At 55.2% G+C, this 20,161-nt stretch carries 17 protein-coding genes; 11 read left to right on the top strand and 6 right to left on the bottom strand.

Going from position 1 to position 20,161, the window contains the following annotated elements; translation table 11 throughout:
• Positions 1-77: 77 nt before the first annotated feature.
• The 9 genes from ccmA (at position 78) to ccmI (ending at position 7,362) form a co-directional block, all read left to right on the top strand.
• On the top strand, positions 78-719 hold the full coding sequence (ccmA, locus tag Q4501_RS01390; RefSeq protein ID WP_303593533.1) for a cytochrome c biogenesis heme-transporting ATPase CcmA: 642 nt from the start codon (positions 78-80) through the stop codon (positions 717-719).
• A complete protein-coding gene (gene ccmB / locus Q4501_RS01385) occupies positions 709-1,434 on the top strand; it encodes a heme exporter protein CcmB (protein WP_303593532.1) in 726 nt (241 codons plus the stop codon). The genes ccmA and ccmB overlap by 11 nt, the downstream gene beginning before the upstream one ends.
• Positions 1,435-1,466: 32 nt before the next feature.
• Positions 1,467-2,210 carry a heme ABC transporter permease CcmC gene (ccmC, locus tag Q4501_RS01380; protein WP_303593531.1) on the top strand — a complete coding sequence of 248 codons (744 nt, stop codon included), beginning with the start codon at positions 1,467-1,469 and terminating at the stop codon, positions 2,208-2,210.
• A gap of 3 nt (positions 2,211-2,213) precedes the next feature.
• Complete coding sequence (ccmD, locus tag Q4501_RS01375; protein ID WP_303593530.1) at positions 2,214-2,453, top strand: heme exporter protein CcmD; 240 nt, start codon at positions 2,214-2,216, stop codon at positions 2,451-2,453.
• A gap of 15 nt (positions 2,454-2,468) precedes the next feature.
• Entirely contained in the window at positions 2,469-2,942 is a 474-nt protein-coding gene (gene ccmE / locus Q4501_RS01370) for a cytochrome c maturation protein CcmE (RefSeq protein ID WP_303593529.1), read from the top strand.
• 39 nt (positions 2,943-2,981) lie between these two features.
• On the top strand, positions 2,982-4,985 hold the full coding sequence (locus Q4501_RS01365; RefSeq protein WP_303593527.1) for a heme lyase CcmF/NrfE family subunit: 2,004 nt from the start codon (positions 2,982-2,984) through the stop codon (positions 4,983-4,985).
• Positions 4,982-5,518 (top strand): DsbE family thiol:disulfide interchange protein, encoded by a 537-nt coding sequence (locus tag Q4501_RS01360; RefSeq protein ID WP_303593525.1) that lies wholly within the window; start codon positions 4,982-4,984, stop codon positions 5,516-5,518. The genes Q4501_RS01365 and Q4501_RS01360 overlap by 4 nt, the downstream gene beginning before the upstream one ends.
• Positions 5,518-5,997, top strand: a complete 480-nt coding sequence (locus tag Q4501_RS01355) for a cytochrome c-type biogenesis protein (RefSeq protein ID WP_303593523.1) — start codon at positions 5,518-5,520, stop codon at positions 5,995-5,997. The genes Q4501_RS01360 and Q4501_RS01355 overlap by 1 nt, the downstream gene beginning before the upstream one ends.
• Positions 5,998-6,075: 78 nt before the next feature.
• Complete coding sequence (gene ccmI / locus Q4501_RS01350) at positions 6,076-7,362, top strand: c-type cytochrome biogenesis protein CcmI (protein WP_303593521.1); 1,287 nt, start codon at positions 6,076-6,078, stop codon at positions 7,360-7,362.
• Positions 7,363-7,421: 59 nt separating this feature from the next.
• Here ccmI and Q4501_RS01345 read toward each other — a convergent pair whose 3' ends face one another.
• From Q4501_RS01345 to Q4501_RS01320, 6 genes are read right to left on the bottom strand one after another with little or no spacing between them, the layout of a single operon-like run.
• The gene (locus tag Q4501_RS01345) at positions 7,422-9,170 is read right to left on the bottom strand and encodes a BatD family protein (RefSeq protein WP_303593519.1); all 1,749 of its coding nucleotides are present in this window, start codon (positions 9,168-9,170) and stop codon (positions 7,422-7,424) included.
• Entirely contained in the window at positions 9,164-10,975 is a 1,812-nt protein-coding gene (locus tag Q4501_RS01340) for a VWA domain-containing protein (RefSeq protein WP_303593517.1), read from the bottom strand. The genes Q4501_RS01345 and Q4501_RS01340 overlap by 7 nt, the downstream gene beginning before the upstream one ends.
• Complete coding sequence (locus Q4501_RS01335; protein ID WP_303593516.1) at positions 10,968-11,996, bottom strand: VWA domain-containing protein; 1,029 nt, start codon at positions 11,994-11,996, stop codon at positions 10,968-10,970. The genes Q4501_RS01340 and Q4501_RS01335 overlap by 8 nt, the downstream gene beginning before the upstream one ends.
• On the bottom strand, positions 11,990-12,460 hold the full coding sequence (locus Q4501_RS01330; protein ID WP_303593515.1) for a DUF4381 domain-containing protein: 471 nt from the start codon (positions 12,458-12,460) through the stop codon (positions 11,990-11,992). The genes Q4501_RS01335 and Q4501_RS01330 overlap by 7 nt, the downstream gene beginning before the upstream one ends.
• A complete protein-coding gene (locus Q4501_RS01325) occupies positions 12,457-13,389 on the bottom strand; it encodes a DUF58 domain-containing protein (protein WP_303593513.1) in 933 nt (310 codons plus the stop codon). Before Q4501_RS01325 ends, Q4501_RS01330 begins: the two co-directional genes overlap by 4 nt.
• An 8-nt stretch (positions 13,390-13,397) precedes the next feature.
• Complete coding sequence (locus Q4501_RS01320; RefSeq protein WP_303593511.1) at positions 13,398-14,360, bottom strand: MoxR family ATPase; 963 nt, start codon at positions 14,358-14,360, stop codon at positions 13,398-13,400.
• Between the two features lie 130 nt (positions 14,361-14,490).
• Here Q4501_RS01320 and Q4501_RS01315 point away from each other — a divergent pair, with 130 nt between their 5' ends.
• Both Q4501_RS01315 and can read left to right on the top strand, forming a co-directional pair.
• Positions 14,491-19,380, top strand: coding sequence for an NAD-glutamate dehydrogenase (locus Q4501_RS01315; protein ID WP_303593509.1), 4,890 nt, complete (start codon positions 14,491-14,493; stop codon positions 19,378-19,380).
• A gap of 83 nt (positions 19,381-19,463) precedes the next feature.
• Complete coding sequence (can, locus tag Q4501_RS01310) at positions 19,464-20,144, top strand: carbonate dehydratase (protein WP_303593507.1); 681 nt, start codon at positions 19,464-19,466, stop codon at positions 20,142-20,144.
• Positions 20,145-20,161: the final 17 nt, after the last annotated feature.

Here is a 20,161-nt window from a genome sequence, read left to right as displayed (position 1 = left end):
ATAATACGCCGCGCTGGCAACTATTGCTGTGAATACACCCGATGCAATTTGTGCATCGTCCTGACTTCGGGGCCCTGATGTCCGAGCCGTTACTACAGGCTGTCAATCTTCAGTGTGAACGGGACAAGCGGATACTTTTTCGCGAGTTATCCTTCTCCATACTGCCCGGTACGCTAACCCGTGTCGAGGGGCCGAATGGCTCCGGCAAGACAACGCTGCTGAGAATACTGGCAGGTCTGAATGATGCGTGGACAGGCGAACTCAAGTGGTGTGGTGCGCCGCTAGCCAGTCAGAGAGAGGCATTTCTTCGGAACATGCTCTATCTCGGGCATCGCCCGGGAATCAAACCCTTGCTTACACCTTTGGAAAATCTCCGGGCCCTGATGGCCGGTCGCAACCCTCTATCTGATGCAGCTTTGAGGCAGGCCTTGCAAGGTACCGGCCTGGGAGGCTATGAAGATGTGCCTTGTCGTAATCTGTCTGCGGGCCAGCAACGCAGAGTGGCTCTGGCGCGCCTGCTGGTTGCTGATGAACCCCTGTGGTTGCTTGATGAAGTGTTTACGGCTATCGACGCAGAGGGCGTCAAAGCACTCGAATCACTATTGCAACAGCGTGCAGATGAAGGTGGCGCCGTGCTGGTTACCACTCACCATGACCTGACATTGCCGGGCATGAAAAGACTGACTCTTGGCGCGGGAGGCTTGCCTGATGAACGCTGAAGCCCGCCCGGTGGTCCGGCTCGCCGGTAATAGTGTTGGTGCTCTGGCTGCAATGAAAGGCGTTTTTGTGCGGGATATGAAGGTGGCGTTCCGGCAGCGCCAGGACCTCCTCAACCCGCTGCTGTTTTTCGTTATGGTTGTTACTCTTTTTCCGCTCGGAGTCAGCCCGGAAGTATCATTTTTGCGTGAAGCGGGAGCCGGTATCCTTTGGGTAGCGGCGTTGCTTTCTGTATTGCTGTCACTGGATCACCTGTTTCGCCATGATTTTGACGATGGCACTCTGGAACAGCTTGTGCTCCAGCCGCAGCCGCTGTTTCTACTGATTTTGGCAAAAACCCTGGTGCACTGGATGCTTACAGGCTTGCCTCTGGTCATTCTGACCCCCGTTCTTGGTGTAATGATGCATCTCGACGGGAACTCTATTGGTATTTTGTGTCTAACGCTGCTGATTGGTACACCGGTACTGAGTCTTATTGGTGCTATTGGCGCTGCGCTGACCCTCGGATTGCGTTCGGCAGGGGTGCTCTTGTCTCTGCTGATCATTCCACTGTACATTCCGGTGCTGATTTTTGGCACGGGCACCGTTGCAGCAGCAGCGGAGGGCGCAACTGTGGGAGCCTACCTGGCACTGCTGGGTGCTTTTCTGGTGCTGGCGCTGACACTGGCGCCGTTTGCAGCGGCCGCAGCCCTTAAAATCAGCTTGTCGAACGGGTAAAACAAGGTAAACGTTAGGACGGTGACCATCTGATGTGGCAATTTTTTCACAAACTGGGTTCCCCAAAATGGTTTTTCGGGATATCCACCCGGTTCATGCCCTGGCTGTTGGCAGGTGGCGTAATACTATTGATGGCCGGGGTGGTATGGGGACTCGCCTTTGCGCCCGAGGATTACCTGCAGGGCAATAGCTACCGCATCATTTTTATTCACGTTCCGACAGCATTTATGGCGCAGTCGGTTTACATCATGATGGCGTCCGCGGCTCTTGTAACGCTGGTCTGGCGCATGAAGCTTGCCGATGTCTTCGTCAAGGCGGTTGCGCCTGTGGGGCTGGTTCTGACGTTTCTGGCCCTTTTTACCGGTGCTGTCTGGGGCAAGCCGACATGGGGCACCTGGTGGATCTGGGACGCCCGGCTTACCTCCATGCTGATACTGATGTTTCTGTATGGTGGTGTTATAGCGTTGGATCGTGCCATCAATGATGAGAAGTCTGCCGCCAGGGCGGTTGCGGTGCTGGTGTTGGTGGGGGTAGTGAATATCCCCATTATCAAATACTCCGTGGAATGGTGGAATACACTTCATCAGCCCGCAACATTCAAGCTCACGGAAAAGCCCTCGATGCCGGCGGAAATGTGGGTGCCGCTGCTGCTGTCCGTGTTAGGTTTGTACCTGATTTTTGGCTGGCTGGCCTGTGTTCGTATGCAGACAGAGATTCTGTCCCGGGAGCAACGAACTCGCTGGGTAAGAGAATTTGTAATGAAAGGGAGGGTCTGACCAATGGCATTTGATTCCTTTTCTGCCTTTATCGCGATGGAAGGTCACGGCCCTTATGTGTGGGCCTGTTACGCTGTGTTTTTCGTATTGATGCTGTTGATGATGATCGGGTCGGTCCGGAGCCGAAAGGCAATTGTCGAGTCCTGCCGCCGCGGTTACGAGTTTCAGGCTGACAAGAGTAAAGTAGCGGCGTCTCCGCCACCCTCCGCGTCTTTCGCGCGCGTGAACGTTTCCCAAGACTGACTGACAGGTACTTAAATGCATCCGATCCGTAAAAAGCGGCTGACCATTGTTCTGTTTCTTCTGGCAGGGCTTTCCATCGCGGTAGCGCTTACCACTTATGCGTTACGTCAGAATATCAACCTGTTTTACGATCCTACCCAGATTTCGGCTGGTGAGGCACCGATGGATGTACGAATTCGTGCCGGTGGCATGGTAGAGGCGGGCACGGTTGTGCGAGATCCGGACAGCCTTAAAGTGGTATTCCACGTAACCGATTACAACGCATCCGTTCCAGTTGAGTACGTGGGGATTTTGCCGGATCTGTTTGCAGAAGGTCAGGGCATTGTTGCGATGGGTAGGTTGAATAACGAAGGTCGCTTTGTGGCAGATCAGGTTCTGGCCAAGCATGATGAAAACTACATGCCCCCGGAAGTCGCTGATGCCCTGGAAAAGGCGTCAAAAAACGAGGGCTCGTCGATGCCCGCCAGCGCCCAACCGGCATCTTACTAAACACCTAAAAACCAACAGCCTGATTCCTGGAGAGCTTTGATGTATCCCGAACTCGGACAGCTTGCACTGATACTTTCGCTGTTGCTGGCGGTGCTACTTTCGGTTGTACCCCTTGCCGGATCGCTCACCGGCCGGGACAACCTCCAGGCGTTTGCCAGGCCTCTCGCAGCGGGCATGTTCGTGTTTGTCGGGCTGGCCTTCGCCTTACTTACCCATGCCTTTTTAACGGACGACTTCTCGGTTGCCTACGTTGCTAACAACAGCAACAGCATGCTGCCCTGGTATTACAAGTTCAGCGCTGTGTGGGGCGGGCATGAGGGCTCGCTTCTGCTTTGGATATTGATGCTGACCGGCTGGACTCTGGCGGTCGCCATTTTCAGTCGCCGTTTGCCTTCCATTATGGTTTCACAGGTATTGTCGGTTCTCGGCATGGTCAGTGTCGGGTTCATGCTCTTCATTGTTGTTACATCAAACCCGTTTGACCGTTTGCTGCCCAATGTGCCGGCCGACGGGGCGGACCTGAATCCGTTATTGCAGGACTTCGGACTTATTGTCCACCCGCCTATGCTCTACATGGGCTATGTGGGTTTTGCGGTAGCATTTGCGTTTGCTATTGCTGCATTGATCAACGGTCGCCTGGACGCCGCATGGGCCAGGTGGTCCCGACCCTGGACAACCGTTGCCTGGGCATTCCTGTCCATCGGTATCGCCCTCGGAAGCTGGTGGGCCTATTACGAGCTCGGCTGGGGCGGCTGGTGGTTCTGGGATCCGGTTGAGAATGCCTCCCTGCTGCCATGGTTGTCGGGCACGGCCCTTATGCACTCACTTGCAGTCACAGAGAAGCGCGGTGTATTCAAAAGCTGGACAGTACTGCTGGCTATTGTCACCTTTGCGTTGAGCCTGCTGGGTACCTTCCTGGTTCGTTCGGGCGTACTTACCTCGGTTCATGCGTTTGCATCGGATCCTGAGCGCGGTACCTTCCTTCTGATTTTGCTCGCGATCACTGTTCTCGCAAGCCTGATGCTTTATGCCTTCAGGGCTCCTGTGGTTCATGTGCGCTCCCGGTATGGCTCCCTTTCGCGGGAAATATTCCTGCTTTTAAATAACGTATTGCTGGTTTCTGCAACGCTGTTGGTCGCAGTGGGTACCTTGTATCCGCTGGTTCTTGACTTCTTCGAGCTGGGTAAAATTTCCATTGGTGAGCCGTTCTTTAATCTCACCTTCAGCCCGCTTGCAGTGGCAACCGGCCTTTTGCTTGGCGTTGGTACCTTCTCTCGCTGGAAGAAAACGGATGCTGGCTGGCTCGCGCGCAAGCTACTGTGGCCACTGGCAGTGAGCATGCTGCTCACCACGGCGGTTATGGTTGGCTATGGCGGCTTCACCCCTTGGGCGTTTCTTGGTGTCTTCACAGCGGTTTGGGTGACCATGGCTACGTTCTGGGATCTATGGGACAAATCCTCTTCGAGGAATGGCCGAATCCATGGCCTCAAGCGCCAGTCACGCAGTTACTACGGTATGGTACTGGGTCATCTTGGGCTGGCGATCACTATGGCTGGCGCAACTGTGGTCTCCAATTATGGTATCGAGCGTGATGTGCGCATGGTGCCTGGCGATGTGGCCGAGGTGGGTGACTATCAGTTCGTTTTTGTAGACATAGGTGAACGGCGTGGGCAGAACTTCACTGCGCAGTATGGCAGTTTCGATGTCATGCTGGATGGGGATCGTATTGCAGAATTGCACCCTGAAAAACGCCAGTACGCTGTAGGCATGAGCGTTATGACCGAAGCGGATATTGATGCCGGCCTTTTCCGGGATATCTTTGTGGCTGTAGGTGAAAGAATCTCTGACGACGCCTGGGCTATTCGGCTCCAGTATAAGCCGTTGATCCGTTGGCTCTGGCTTGGCGCCTTGTTTATGGCCGCCGGCGGGTTCCTGGCCATTTCAGATCGCAGGTACCGGATTCGTGATCGCGCCAATGAACCGTTAGCGACATCGCCGCCATCGAAAGCCCCTGCACAGGGTACCGCCGGAGCGGTTTCATGAAGCGTTTCTGGTTGTTCATGCCCTTGATCGTAGCCCTTGTCGTCGGTGTTGTGCTGTTTGCGGGGATTGGTAAAGATCCAACAAAGCTGGACTCAGCGCTGATTGGAAAGCCTGTTCCTGCATTCAGTCTTAAAAATCTGAAAGCGCCGGATGCCTCCCTCGATGAGAGCCTGTTTCGTGGCGAGATTACCCTGCTGAATGTTTGGGGGACCTGGTGCCCCGCGTGTCGGGATGAGCACGACGACCTGTTGTGGCTTGCGCGGGAAAAGAACGTGACGATTATTGGTCTCAACTACAAAGATAACCGCGACGATGCACTGGTTTGGCTGGACCGGCTGGGTGATCCATATCGTACGGTAATCTATGATCCCAAAGGCACGCTGGGTTTTGATCTTGGTGTTTATGGTGCACCGGAAACCTTCGTTATTGATGCCTCCGGTGTGGTCCGCTACCGCCATGTGGGAGTGGTCAACGGCAAGGTATGGGAAGAGATTCTGTTGCCGGTCATTAACGACGCACAGGAGAATGGCTGATGCTCCGTATGATCTGTTTTCTCATGGCTGTTCTTGCCTCAGGACTGTCTATTGCAGATGTATCCGCGGTCTACGATTTTGATACCCGTAGTGAAGAGCAGCGTTATCAGAACCTGATTGCGGAACTGCGGTGCCCGAAGTGTCAGAACCAGAATATTGCGGATTCAAATGCGCCAATTTCCAAGGACATGAGAAATGCGGTTTATCAGATGATGCAGGATGGTGCCAGCAACGAGGAAATCGTCGACTCTCTGGTGGGTCGCTTTGGCGAGTTTGTGAAATACAAGCCAGACCTCGATAGCCGCACCTTCATGCTCTGGGCAACGCCAGCGATTGCCGTTCTGGGTGGTCTCTTTGTGGTCGCGGGCGTTGTTGTTCGTTCCCGCCGGGCCGGCACGTCAGGGCCAGCACTGAGTAAGGAAGAGCAGGCCCGGATTGATGAAATGCTTGCAAAACCTGACCAGAACGATAACGGGTGATGCATGTGCAGAGCAGCCTTCTGACCTGGTAACAAAACCCGCCGCTTTATTCATTTTTGAACGTGTGACGATATCTTCATGACTGAAACTTTCTGGATTGCCGCAACGGTACTGATCATTTTTGCCCTGGCGTTTGTACTCTACCCCGTTATGTTCCATCGCCGGGACGCCCGGCAGCAAACGGATGTCAGAAACCAGAACCTGATGGCGTATCGCAGCCGGATGGCGGAGCTGGAGAAGGAACATCAGTCAGGCATTATTGATCAGGAAACTTACGGGCAACTTCGCGACGAACTTGCCGGTGCCATGTTGGACGATGTTCCGGAAAATGAAGCCCCGGCCAAAACCGTACCTGGCCGAAAGGCTGCCATTGGCGTTGCCCTGGTTTCCATCCTCCTTATTCCTGCGGCCACGGTTCTGCTCTATGACGAGTGGGGCGCAATGGAAAGGGTTGAATCTTTCATTGCCATGCAGGAACTGGGCAACACGGATGATGCCCGCGTTGCGCAGATGAATGAACTTACACAGCAACTGCGCGCGCGGCTTGAAGCCAGCCCTGATAACCCCGACGGCTGGGCCATGCTGGGCCAGACCTACATGCGTCTCGAACGACATGAAGATGCGGCCTGGGCATTCCGGCAACTGGCTGACAGTGTTCGCTCTGACGACGGCTCCCGGGCTGTAGCTCTGGGTCTTGCGGCTCAGGCACAGTTTTTCCGCAGCCAGGGTGCCATGACCGATGCGGTAACGTCTGCGATTGATGAGGCGAGGGCGCTGAACCCGGACGAAGTTAACTCGCTTGGGCTTTTGGGAATCCATTCATTCAGCCAAGGTAACTATCGTGAGGCGATCGGTTATTGGGAGCGTATCCAGACAGTGGCTCCCGACCATCCGCAGCTGGCTTCGATTCAGGGTGGTATCAGGGAGGCTTACGCGCGCCTGGGTGAACAGGCACCGGCTGAAAGTTCCGCACTCCCACAATCCGATGACGCAGCACAGGAAAGCGTAGGCGTAACCGTACGGGTAACGCTCGATGAAGCATTCAAGCAGGATATCCCGGAAGATACCACGCTGTTTCTCTTTGCCCGCGCTGCCAATACCCAAAGCGGACCGCCTTTGGCCGTTGTGAGATTAACGGCGGGCGCATTGCCTGTAGAGATACGCCTGGATGACCGTCATGCGATGGCGCCACAATCGGTTATATCGGGCGTAGAAGAGGTCGTTGTTACCGCTCGCCTGACCCGCTCCGGCGACATCAACGCACAGCCTGGCGATTGGCAGGGCAGTACGGACTCGCCTGTTGCCGTTTCTGCGGTTTCGGATTCGCCAGTAGCTCTAGTGATTGATCAGCAGTTGATTAACTAAGCTGGCGAGTAAAAGCCCATAGAGTTTTAAAGCACTTCGAGTTGCCGCCAGGCCTGCCCTTATACCGAGAGGTTGCCGGGGTAGAGTGGCGGCAAACCTGCTTCTGAAGGTGTATTGCCCGCTTTCTTCCTGGCTTTTTTGAGTGCGTCTGTCATGGCGCTACCATCCCACGTTTTATTGCTTCTCTCGCCGCCTGAGTGATTCCGGCTGAACAGGTGCGCCTGCAACCGGTCGAGCTCCTGCGCAACGTCTGCGGCTGGGCAAACGGCAAAAATGTCCTTTGCCGAGCGCAAATTATGGCCTGGCCAACGTAAGTTTGCCCAGCGTACTAGTAGCCCAGGTGTTGACGCGCGGCCTTCCTGTGCAGCATCGAGTAATTGTTCAAATACAGCGTCTTCGGTCTCGGCACCTGCAGAGCCAGTGTTGTCCGGTGCCCGGGGTGGGATTCTGCGAGTTCGCCACCAGGCCAACAGGGTCAGAACCCAGATTACGGCGAGTACTATGCTTGCCCATTGCCAGAACCTGCTGTTTTCAGGCCCAGCGCTCATGTCGATAGCCTCTAGTTCTCTGTCGATTTCCGTTGCTGTGTTCTGGCTATCGGTAGAGGGGGCAGATGGTATAGCTGCGCCATCTGCAGCCGTTACATTCAGGGTTTGGGCTGGGATTACGGCGACCTTTTCGCTGTTGGATTCTGTATCCCACCAGGGAACACGTATCGCCGGCAGTACGAGTTTGCCAGCTTGCACTGGAACCAGGGCTCGTGTCTGCGTGAGGGTAGAGGTAATACCATCGGGGCCGACGCTGGTGTTGCGCTGAGGTTCCTCGGGATAGCTGCGCAGCCCATCCGGCACAGAGTCAGGCAAGGGAGGCAGGGCTTCCGAAGGTAGGCCGTTTGCTTGCAGGCTGAGTGTCCGCGTGAGGTTGTCTCCGGTTTTAAGGTTCAGCGTTGGCGGCATGCCTGCTTCTGCGAGGCTAAGGCTGGTAGCTGGCAGCCAGGTGGAGCCGCTGAAATCTGCCGGTACATCTTTAACAGGAATCTCAAACAGTTCTGCACTGTCTCGTAAAAACCTGAGTGAGCCATCAGGATCTCTGGTCTGACCTTCAAAACGAATAGCGGGCAGGTTCAGAGATCCGGGTTTTTGTGGGAATAGCGCATAGCGTCTTTCTACCACCCTGTACCTGACACCATTACGCTCACTGGAAAGCTCGCGCTGCTTGCCCAGGCTTTCTATGATTGCATTAGGGTGCTGGGGGTCTGATAGCTCGCCACGGATAAGGTTGCCCCGGAAGAACAGCCTCACCGTCAGTATCAGTTGTTCCTGAACGTATACTTCCGCCTTGTCTGCCGCAAGTTCAATGAAGACGTCCCGATTGGCGTTCGCCTGCTCTGGAGGGTTGCCGTCGACCACTTCTATGGTTACCGGGCGGGATATGGAATCCTTGAAGCTAAGCGCCGGGATGACGATCTCTCCGGTTGATCTGGGTGAAAGCTGGTACGTCCAGGTTATTTCTCCGACCATGTCGCCGTTTATCGTGCGAATGCTGTACTGCTGATTGCGGCCAAGTATTTCAAAATCTGAAGACACCTTTTCAATATCTGGTGAGGGTAGGCTCGAGATGTCAAAATCGAAAAGGTTGCTCAGGTTGATATCAATTTCTGTGGTGCCTTTTACCGTCAGTGTCAGGACTTCGCCTTCGTAGAGTCGGGTCCGGTCTGGTTCGACGGTGAGTTCACTCGCATGTGCCGTTAATCCAGGCATCATCAACATTAGCAGCCAGATTGTCGGCATGATGAACCGTTTTACCATGGTGTATCGCCCTCATCAGATGGTGTCTGGCGTTCCTGATATTGCTGCAGAAATTTCCGCTGTAGAAGGCCGCCCGGGTTGTCTGGCACTCGTCGCAGCGATTGCTCCTGGCTCTGGGTCAGAGGCGTTTCGGATAGGGGTGGCGGTGCCTTTGCTTCTGCATTGCCGGCATCTGCGTCATTGCTCTCCCCGTTACTTTCTTCTGCGGAGGCAGGCTCTTGCTCGCCAGATTCTTCCTGCTCGCCGCTGTGCTCCTGTGTCTGATCATCACTTGGGGGCTGCTCAGATTCTTCGCTAGAATTCTGAGGTTGGCTCTGATCCTGGCTCTGGTTCTGATTGTTGCTGGATGAATCAGAATTGGGTTCCTGCTGCTGGCCTAGATCGTTGTCGGAATCGGAAGAGTTTTGATCGCTGCTGCTCTGATTCTGATCAGAGTTCTGTTTCTGCTGGTCGAGGAGATCCTCCACAAGCTGTCGGTTTACGCGAGCGTCTTCCATTTCCGGGTTGCTATCGATAGCGCTGTCATAGGCTTCGAGGGCTTCCTCCAGTTTGCCGGCCCGGGCGAGAGCGTTGCCACGATTGTAGTGGGCGAGGGGGGTGTTCGCTCTGGAGAAAGCTTCCGCTGCTTCATCGTAGCGTTCAGCCCTGTAAAGCGCAGAACCTTGCCATTCGGGTAATTCAAGCATGCTCGCCGCTGTGGCCGGGTCCTTTGAGATCAGTTCCGCCGCCCTCTGATCCTCCCGTTGCCAGAGGCCGCCCCAATCCATGGCTGTTGCGGGTTGTGGTATCGCTGGCAGGAGTACCAGGGCCACCGCAGTAAACGCGCTTCGGCGCCATCCGAGCAGTAATAAAGGCAGTGCCAGCCATAACAACCAGTAACCGTCGTCTTTCCAACGGTCGATCGTGAGCTCGGAGTTTGTGTCCTGCCATTCGTCTGATTCTTCGGGGCTGAGGCTCAGTGCCGCTATATCGATATCATCCAGAGTCATTTCATGGCTTGTGCCATTGTTGTTGCGGGCAAGCTCCGCCAGCGTCTCGAAGTCAGTTCGAGTTATGACGATCTTATCCTTGTCGCGGATAAAGCCGCGTCGTGCAAGGGGAATAGGGCCGCCGTCCCGAGTGCCGACCGCCAGCGTGCTCAGGGTGAACCCTGTGCCAGCCAGAGTGTTACTGATGGGTGCCAGGTAGCGTTCGGACACGCCATCGGTAATCAGCAGAATACGGCCTTTGCCGGGAGCGCCCTGATCCAGAAGGTCCCGGGCTCTGACAACAGCCAGGTCGGCACGATTGCCCTGAGCCGGCATAATAATCGGGTCGAGCACATTGAGCATGCCAGTAAGAGTATTACTGTCATCGGTCAGTGGCGCTACCACATTTGCATCCCCCGAATAGACCACTAGTCCGGTGAGGCTGCCGTCACGGATTTCCAGAATATCGCGGATCTTGCGCTTTGCACGGGTAAGTCGGTCGGGTTCTATATCTGTGGCCAGCATGGACAGAGAGAGGTCGAGCGCTATCACCAGACTGTCCCCCGGCTTTTTCAGGGGTGTGGGGGCTTCACGCCAGGCGGGCCCTGCGAGCGCAACTGCCAGGATAACGACTGCGCTGATTGCAGGTACAAGGGCGGAACCATGATTTTTTGCAGCGCCGCCGTAACGCCGGATCACCGGAGATAAAAATTGCTCGGGGATACGGCCGGACCAGCCGCTGTCGCCGGAGTTTTTCTTTTTCAAAACCATATAAAGCAATGGTGCAACCAGCAACAGCAGCAGCCAGAGTGGCCGAAGGAAATGAAAGTCAGCCATTGTTTACACTCCCGTCTGTCGGCTGACGGGCGCCGGTCAGCCGGCCGGCGATGCGGCGGAAAAGGAAGAGGCTTAACCACAGCAACGCAGCAAGGCCCGCTGGCCAGAAAAACAGTTCGCTAACCGGGCGATAGGATTTGCCCTCCAACTCGATGGGCTCCAGCTGGTTGATGGTTTCGTAAATCAGCTCCAACTCTGGCAGGCTGCGGGCGCGAAAATATTCACCACCTGTTTGCTGTGCCATTCGGGTCAGCAGGCCTTCGTCGAGATCTCTGGAAGGGTTTACCCTGCGTGAGCCCAGAAGCCCTCGCTGGATCATTGAGTCTGCGCCAATACCAATGGTGTAGAGGCGAATGCTGGTGGCAGCGGCTATCTCAGTGGCTTTGTCAGGCGAGATCTCTCCAGCGGTGTTGGCGCCATCCGTGAGCAACACAACGACCCGTTGCTCCTGGGGCCTGTCTCTCAAACGCTTGGTGGCCAGACCCACGGCATCTCCAATGGCGGTTGCACGACCGGCCATACCAATGCCTGACTCTTGTAGAAGCGTTTCGAGTGTTGCGAGATCAAATGTAAGAGGCGCCTGAACGTAGGGCTCTGTTCCGAATAGTATCAGGCCAAGCCGATCGCCTTCCCGACGGGCAATGAATTCGTTCAGTACCTTTTTGACGGCCTGCAGGCGGTTAATGCTGCGGCCCTGAAGAACCATATCCTGTTCTTCCATGCTGGGTGAAATGTCCACAACCAACATCAGGTCGCGTCCGGTTATGGGCATTTGCACTTGCTCGCCGACATGTTGTGGTCTTGCCAGTGCCAGCACGAGTAAAGACCACACAAGTAGCAGTACGAGAGTTTGCCAGCGAGGCACAGCGTTGCCCTGGCGGGTTACACCTGGCAGGTCCGAGAGCCAGTGGCCAACAGGGAGGACCGGAGCATCTACCGTATGGGCAGCCGGTTTTCGCCATTGCAGAAGTATCGGTGCCAGAATCAGCAGCAGGAGCCAGGGGTAAGCGAGACTCAGCATTTTTGAGCCTCCAGCCAGGTTCGGGCAAAGGCCAGAGCCTGGTCAGGCTCGGCCATGGGCTCTGGATGCCAGGGGCTGTTTACCAGTGCTTCGACAACGGGTTGATTTGAAACCCGGCCATCGGGGAGGTGGCGTAACAGGCAGGCAGCCCACTGCTCTCCAGACAGAGCTTCAGGGTGCTCCTCCGGATAACGCTCCCTTGCGATTCGCTTGAGCAGGGTGTTCAGCTGAGTAAACCAAACTAATTCTTTTGATGCTGTGCGCTCAAGATCGGCAAGCTCGGCTCTTGCCAGCTTCAGCCATCGGTTCCGGCGCCGGTGGCGATGCACCAGCCACGCCAGAGCCGCGATTGCGGTAAAAAGTGCAAAAGCCAGAACCCACCAGCCCGGCGCCGGCGGCCAGAAGCCTCCGGTTTGTGGCAGGTGAATATCCCGGAGTTGACTCAGGGGATCATCCGGCATCATCCAACCCTTCCTCCCGGCCCAAGTATGGATTGAAGACTTATAGCGGGTGCCTCGCGGGTTGAAACATCGGTTGCTCGCACGCCAGACAAACGGAAGCACTCTGCCAGTGCAGCTTCATGACGGGTGATCTTTTCCTGCCAGGCTCGTTGAAAGCTTTTGTTGGAGGCATCAAACCAGACCGGGCCTTCGGTTCCGGCAATGGCAAACCGGCCACTTTGCGGCAACTCCTGCTCCAGCGGATCGACAATCCGCAGTGCACTTACGCTGTTATGGCGAGCCAGCGCACCAAGCAAGGACGTGGTGTTCTCCGAGATACCAAGAAAGTCGCTGATGACAAAAATCCGGCTGCCGGTATGAGCAACCCTGCGAGCTTCGGCAAGGGCGATATCAAGGGTGATGTCTTGCGCTGAACCATCCAAAGATGTGTGTTGCTGGCTGGCAAGCGTGTCCAGCAGCCGCAGTACGGATTTCTTGCGCCGTGCCGGGCGCTGGACGGTCAAAGTGTTTCCGTTAAAAACAATGCCGCCTACCTGGTCACCTGCTGAAAGCGCTAGCCAGGCAAGGATGGCGGCAAGCTGGGCGCTGCGTACCTGTTTGAAGGCACCGGTGCTGGCAAAGAAAAGGGTGGGGCCAAGATCGCACAGCAACAGTACCGGGCGCTCTCGCTCTTCTTCATAAAGCTTGGTGTGGGGTGCCTGACGCCTGGCCGTTACACGCCAGTCGATGCTGCGGATGTCATCCCCGGGCTGATAAAGCCGCACTTCAGCAAATGCCATCCCACGCCCACGTTGCGATGATTGCTGCAAGCCGGTCTGCCGGGCTCTTGCCGGGCGTGCCGATGGCAGTTTCAACGCTCTTGCATCAGCTTGCAGGCGGATGAGTGCCTGCAGGCTGATGCTGGTTATTGCATCACTGTCGGTTGCGTTCATAGCCAGCCTCAGGCGCTCACTGGCACACGGGCAATCAGGTGCTCTATCACGGTGTCGGCAGTTACGCCTTCAGCCTCGGCTTCAAAGGTAAGCAGAATGCGGTGTCGGAGCACATCGTAGGCCACAGCTCGCACGTCATCGGGCGTTACATAGTCCCTGCCTTCAAGCCAGGCCATCGCTCGGGCACAGCGATCAAGAGCAATGGTGCCTCGCGGGCTGGCACCAAAGGCCGTCCAGCGTGCCAGCTCCGGGTCGAGTGCACCCGGATCCCTGGTTGCCAGTACCAGGGCCAACAGATACTGCTCAACCGGTTCGGCCATGAAGATGTCCGCCACTTCTGTTCGGGCTTCAAATACCTGATCGGCAGTCAAGCGAACATCAGCGGCGGGCTGGCCCTGTCGATAGTCGTTTCTGGCCAGATGAAGAATAGCCTGTTCCGCCTGTGCGGAGGGATAACCAATCACCACATGCATCAGGAAACGGTCAAGCTGGGCTTCGGGCAGGGGATAGGTGCCCTCCTGTTCGATGGGGTTCTGGGTTGCCATTACCATAAAAGGCTGATCAAGCGGGAAGGTGCGCATGCCTACGCTGACCTGGCGCTCACCCATGGCCTCGAGCAAAGCTGATTGCACTTTGGCCGGTGCCCGGTTGATTTCATCTGCCAGGACCAGGTTATGGAAAATCGGACCGCGCTGGAACTCGAACAGCCCGGTTTCCGCGCGGTAAATTTCACTGCCCGTGACATCTGACGGCAGCAGGTCCGGGGTGAACTGGATGCGATGAAAGTCACCGGTCAGATGATCTGCCAGAGCCTTGATAGCTGTGGTTTTAGCCAGTCCCGGTGCACCCTCTACCAGAAGGTGTCCATCGGCAAGTAGTGCGATGAGAAGACGGTCAACCAGTTTCTCCTGCCCGATGATCCTTTTAGCTAAATGTGTTCGTAACTCGCCAAACGTATGCTGTAAAGACATTGGAAGTGATTGCTCTCGTGCGTAAGTAGTTGCCGCAGTTTTGGTGTCTGACCGGCAAAAATCAAGGGTTTGACTATGCTTATCTCACGATATCCCGATTACGTTTATTTCACACTATTTGAGGTCGCCCATGAATGCGCTGACAGTGGCCAGCAAAGATCAGTTTTTTGAGCTTTTGGCTGAAGAATTTTCCAGGAAAATCGCCAAGGCCGAAGCCAAGAAAATCAGCGAGTTTGTAAAACAACATTACGCCCATATTCCACTGGATGAGCTCATGAGGCGGCGGCTCTCCGATACCTACGGCGCAGCATTGGCAGCCTGGCAATTTCTGCAGAAACGCAGCGCCGAGGAAAGTCCTGTCGCGGTATTCAATCCGGACCTGGAGAGTGATGGGTGGCAATCCACTCATACCGTGGTGTTTATTCTGCACCCGAATATACCGTTTCTGATTGATTCTCTGCGTATTGCGGTTAACCAACGCGAAATCGGAACACACTCGATACAGCACTCCATACTTCAGGTAGAGCGTGACAATACCGGCAAGCTCAAAAAATTGCTGGCGACTAAAAAAAGCGATTCTGCCTCTGCTTATGAAGCTTTCATCGTTCTTGAAATCGACAGACATAGCAGCCCGGAGGACCTGAAAGACCTGGAGCAGACGCTGCAAACCGTTCTGCACGAGGTGAGAATCGCGGTTTCGGACTTCCCGGTTGTCACCGACAAGGTCAGCCAGGCCATTAAAGAACTGGATAATACGACTGCCGGCATCAACAGCGAGCAAAAGGAAGAGGCGCAGGCCTTTCTGAGCTGGCTCATGCGGGATCACTTCACCTTTCTTGGCTACGATGAGTATGACTTTGCCAGCGACAAGTCAGGCATGGTGGTTCGCCGTGTGGAAAATTCCGAGCTGGGCATTCTCCGCGTAAACAACGAGCGGCCAGACCGGGTTCGTCTCAATGAGCTGCCCCAGCGAACGCGCCAGGAGATGACGCGGGCCGATGATGTCTTTATTTTCGCCAAGTCCTCCCAGCGCTCGCGGGTTCACCGCCCTGCCTACCCGGATTATATCGCCGTCAAGAAGTTCAACAAGAAGGGCGAGGTGGTTGGTGAACGCCGCTTTCTGGGCCTATACACGGCTCGTGCCTACAATGAGCGCCCTGACGAAATTCCACTGCTCAAGCGCAAGTTCCAGAATGTCATGAAACGCTCCGGCTTTCTGCGCGCGGACTACGCAGGTAAGGAACTGGAACAGATTCTTACACTTTATCCTCGCGACGAGCTGTTTCAGATCGCCGAGGATGAGTTGCTGGATGTAGCAAAAAATATCCTGTACATACAGGAGCGACGCCGTATCGAGTTGTTCATGCGCGAAGATGTATACGGCCAGTTCGTTACCTGTCTCGCCTTTTTCCCGAGGGATATCTATAACACCGAGCTTCGCCTGAAGGTGGAAAAAGTACTCATGGACAGGCTGGAAGCTGAAGACATCGAGTTTGTTACGCACTTCTCGGAGTCTGTGCTGGCCCGGGTCCAGTTCACTATCCGTGTTCCCCAGGTCGAAAACCGCAAGCTGCCAATTGCAGAAATACGGGAAAAAGTGATCGAGATGGCTCAGTCTTGGCGCGACGGTCTTTCGGATTCCCTGAGCGAGACCTACGGTGAGGAGCAAGGTAATGAGCTCTATCGCCTTTGGGCCGCCGGTTTTCCCGCGAGCTACACCGAGATGTTCTCTGCGCGCCGGGCGGCTATAGATCTTGAACATATTTCGGCGGCTTCGACTCGCCAAGACCTGATGATGAGCTTCTACCGGGCGCTGGAAGAAGACGAAAGCACTCTGCATTTCAAGCTGTTCTACCCCGATGGGCAGTTGCCGCTCTCCGATGTGATGCCTATCTTCGACAATCTCGGTTTCCGTGTTTTGGGAGAACATCCGTTTGAAGTAACCGATCGCAACAATAAAACCGTGTGGATACACGACTTCACCCTCTACGCTCACAGCGGCAAAGTGGTGGATATCCACCAGATAAGGCCTATTTTTGAGGAGCTGTTCCATCGAGTGTGGTACGGCGAAGCGGAAAATGACGCTTTCAACCGCATGCTGGTTTCCTCATACATGAGCTGGCGGGAAATTGCATTGCTGCGCACCTATGCCCGCTATATGCGCCAGATCCGCTTTTCAAACAGCCAGACGTTCATCTCCAATACACTGGTGAACCATGTTGAACTTACCCGGATTTTGCTGGAGTACTTCGAGGTACGTTTCAACCCGGATCGATATCAGAGTGCGGGCAAAAGCCAGGCGGCCCAGCAGAAACTGGAAATTGAATTCAATGCGGGACTGGAGGAGGTAGAAAACCTCAGTGAAGACCGTGTGCTTCGCCTCTATCTGGAGCTGATGCAGGCGACGCTGCGCACTAACTTCTACCAGTATGACGAAGTAGGCGGCCCCAAGCCTTATATCAGTGTGAAGTTCGATCCTTCCGGAATTCCGGATATGCCGCTACCGTTACCTGTATACGAGATATTCGTGTATTCGCCCAGGGTTGAGGGCGTTCACTTGCGGGGTGGCAAGGTCGCACGGGGCGGTTTGCGTTGGTCGGATCGCTTTGAGGATTATCGCACCGAAGTTCTGGGCCTGGTGAAGGCCCAGCAGGTCAAGAACGCTGTGATCGTTCCAGTGGGCGCCAAAGGTGGCTTTGTGGCCAAGCGCCTTCCGGACTCCTCGGATCGCGAAGCGTTTCAGGCGGAAGGTATTGCTGCCTACAAGACGTTCATCCGGGGGTTGCTCGACATTACCGACAACCTGGTGGATGCGGGTATCCAGCCCCCTGAACGCGTGGTTCGTCACGATTCGGATGATCATTACCTGGTTGTTGCTGCGGATAAAGGAACGGCTACCTTCTCTGATATCGCTAATGGTCTTGCCGCAGAATATAATTTCTGGATGGGCGACGCCTTTGCCTCTGGTGGCAGCAATGGCTATGACCATAAAAAGATGGGCATTACCGCCCGCGGCGCCTGGGTTTCTGTTGAGCGCCACTTCCGTGAGCTGGGGGTTAACCCGGCTGAGGACGAATTCACTGCCATCGGTATTGGCGATATGGCAGGGGACGTATTCGGCAATGGTCTGTTAAGCTCCGAAAAAACCCGCCTGGTGGCCGCATTTAACCATATTCACATCTTTGTGGACCCGTCACCGGATGCAGCCAGGAGTTATAAAGAGCGCAAGCGCCTGTTCGAAAAGCCTCGCTCAGCCTGGACTGATTACGACACCAAGTTGATATCCAAAGGCGGTGGCGTATTCAGCCGTAACACGAAATCCATTCCGGTGAGCCCGGAAATCAAGAAGCTGTTGGGTATCAATTCTGATCGTGTACCTCCGAACATGCTGATCTCCCACATCCTCAAAGCTCAGGTTGACCTGCTCTGGATTGGCGGCATCGGTACATACATCAAAGGCAGCAGCGAATCCCACAGTGATGTGGGAGACAAGGCGAATGATGGTCTGCGTATCAACGGTGGAGAGCTGCGCTGCAAGATCGTAGGTGAGGGCGGTAATCTGGGTATGACCCAGTTGGGCCGCATTGATTTCGCCCTGAAGGGCGGGCGGCTGAATACAGACTTTATTGACAACTCTGGCGGTGTTGATTGCTCGGACCACGAAGTCAATATGAAGATCCTGCTCAATCGCGCCGTTGCCATGGGGGACCTTACGTCCAAGCAGCGGAATGTCATGCTGGAAGAGATGACAGACGATGTGGCGGCGCTGGTGCTCAAGAACAATTACCGTCAAACCCAGGCCATCAGCATTGCTAACGAGGATGTCGCAACTCGCCTCGAGGAATATCGCCGGCTGATGAATACCTTTGAGAGTGAAGGGAAACTTAACAGGTCGCTGGAATTCCTGCCCGATGATGAAACCCTGTCCGAGCGGAAGCTGAGCAAGAAAGGGCTGACTCGGCCCGAGTTGTCGGTTCTGATTTCCTATGTCAAAGGGGACCTGAAACAGGCTTTGATCGACAGTAGCCTGCCGGATGATCCGCTGCTTGCCCGTGAAATGTACAAAGTGTTCCCGCGGGAACTGACCAAGAAATTCTCGAAAGAGCTCGGTGACCACCAGCTGCGTAGGGAAATTATTGCCATGCAGGTCGCCAACGATATGGTTAACCATATGGGCATTACCTTTGTGGAGCGACTGAACCAGTCCACTGGGGCAGATGCCGCATCTATTGCGCTGGCATGGCTGATCACGCGGGACGTCTTCCGGATTGATAACTGGTGGGACAAGATTGAAGATCTCGACTTCCACATTCCGGCTCAACTACAGATGGACTTGATGCGAGACCTTATGCGCCTTATGCGCCGCTCTGTGCGCTGGTTGCTACGTAATCGTCGGGCAGAGCTGAGCATCCAGAGCCATATGGAGCGCTTTGCTGATAGCGTCTGGGCGATCACCTCAGGCCTGCCGGAGTACCTGGGTGACCAGGCCCGCAGTGACTGGGAGAAACGCAACGAGGCGCTGGTCGGCGTCGGGTTACCGGCGGAACTGGCGTCCGTCGTGTCCGGTACAGGATATCTGTATTCGTCACTGGGTATTATTGAGGCGCAAGAAGCCTCGGGCATGCCGCTGAAAACCGTGGCGAATTTGTATTATGAGCTGGGTGACCGTCTTGATCTGAACTGGTTTGCTTCCGCGATTGCCAAACTCATGCCCGCATCGCATTGGCAGGCACTGGCACGGGAGAGCTTCCGTGAGGATCTGGACTGGCAACAGCGTGCCCTGACCAGTGGCGTGCTCAATCTTGCAGCTAAGCCAGAAGATGTGCCTGCTTGCGTCGAGGGTTGGCTGCAGCGTCACGAGCACATGGTCGAGCGCTGGAAAACCATGCTGCTCGAACTCAAAAGTGTAAGGGAGCCGGAATACGCGATGTTCTCCGTGGCTCTCAGGGAGCTGCTTGATTTGGCACAAAGCACACTGCATCAGCCCCACAGTGACGGACCGTTGGAAAAAACTTCATGACATGATTCAGACAAACTGAGTATTGCGTTGGAGCCCTGATTCCCGTTCAATCCTGACCGGGAATCATGAACTGGAGATTTTTAATGGGTCAGCTTGACCATCTGCTGGAAAAAAACCGGTCTTGGGCCGATAGCATCAAGGCCGAAGACCCGCAGTTTTTCCATCGTCTGTCGAACCAGCAGGCGCCGGAATATCTGTGGATTGGTTGTGCCGACAGTCGTGTGCCCGCGAACCAGATAGTTGACCTGATGCCTGGCGAACTGTTCGTCCACAGGAACGTGGCGAACGTGGTGGTGCATACAGACTTCAATTGCCTGTCTGTATTGCAGTTCGCCATAGAAGTGCTCAAGGTTAAGCACATTCTTGTGGTTGGTCACTATGGTTGCGGTGGTGTCCGAGCGGCTCTTCGCAACGAGGGCTTTGGTTTGATAAGCAATTGGCTGAGGCATGTGCAGGACGTACGTGATCGTCATCAGCCCGTACTGGACGTATGTGGCAGTGAGCTTGACCGGGTTGACCGGTTGTGTGAACTGAATGTGGTTGAACAGGTTGGGCATGTGTGCCAGAACAATATTGTTCAGGAAGCCTGGAAGCGCGGCCAGCGTCTGAGTGTTCACGGCTTCGTGTATGATGTGGCAGACGGCATACTCCGGGATATGGGCTTATCGGTTTCCGATGCTGAAAGCTGGGAAACCATCAAGCAGAACAGTCTGGATGAGCTGATAGTGCGCCCGGTACGTTCGGGTCGCCAGCAAACAACTTAGTCTCCACCGCAAAACGG

This window comes from Marinobacter sp. 2_MG-2023, from assembly GCF_030546935.1.
Lineage (GTDB): Bacteria > Pseudomonadota > Gammaproteobacteria > Pseudomonadales > Oleiphilaceae > Marinobacter.
Note: the sequence above shows the minus strand (reverse complement) of the source record. Positions and strands in the feature narration are given on the sequence as shown.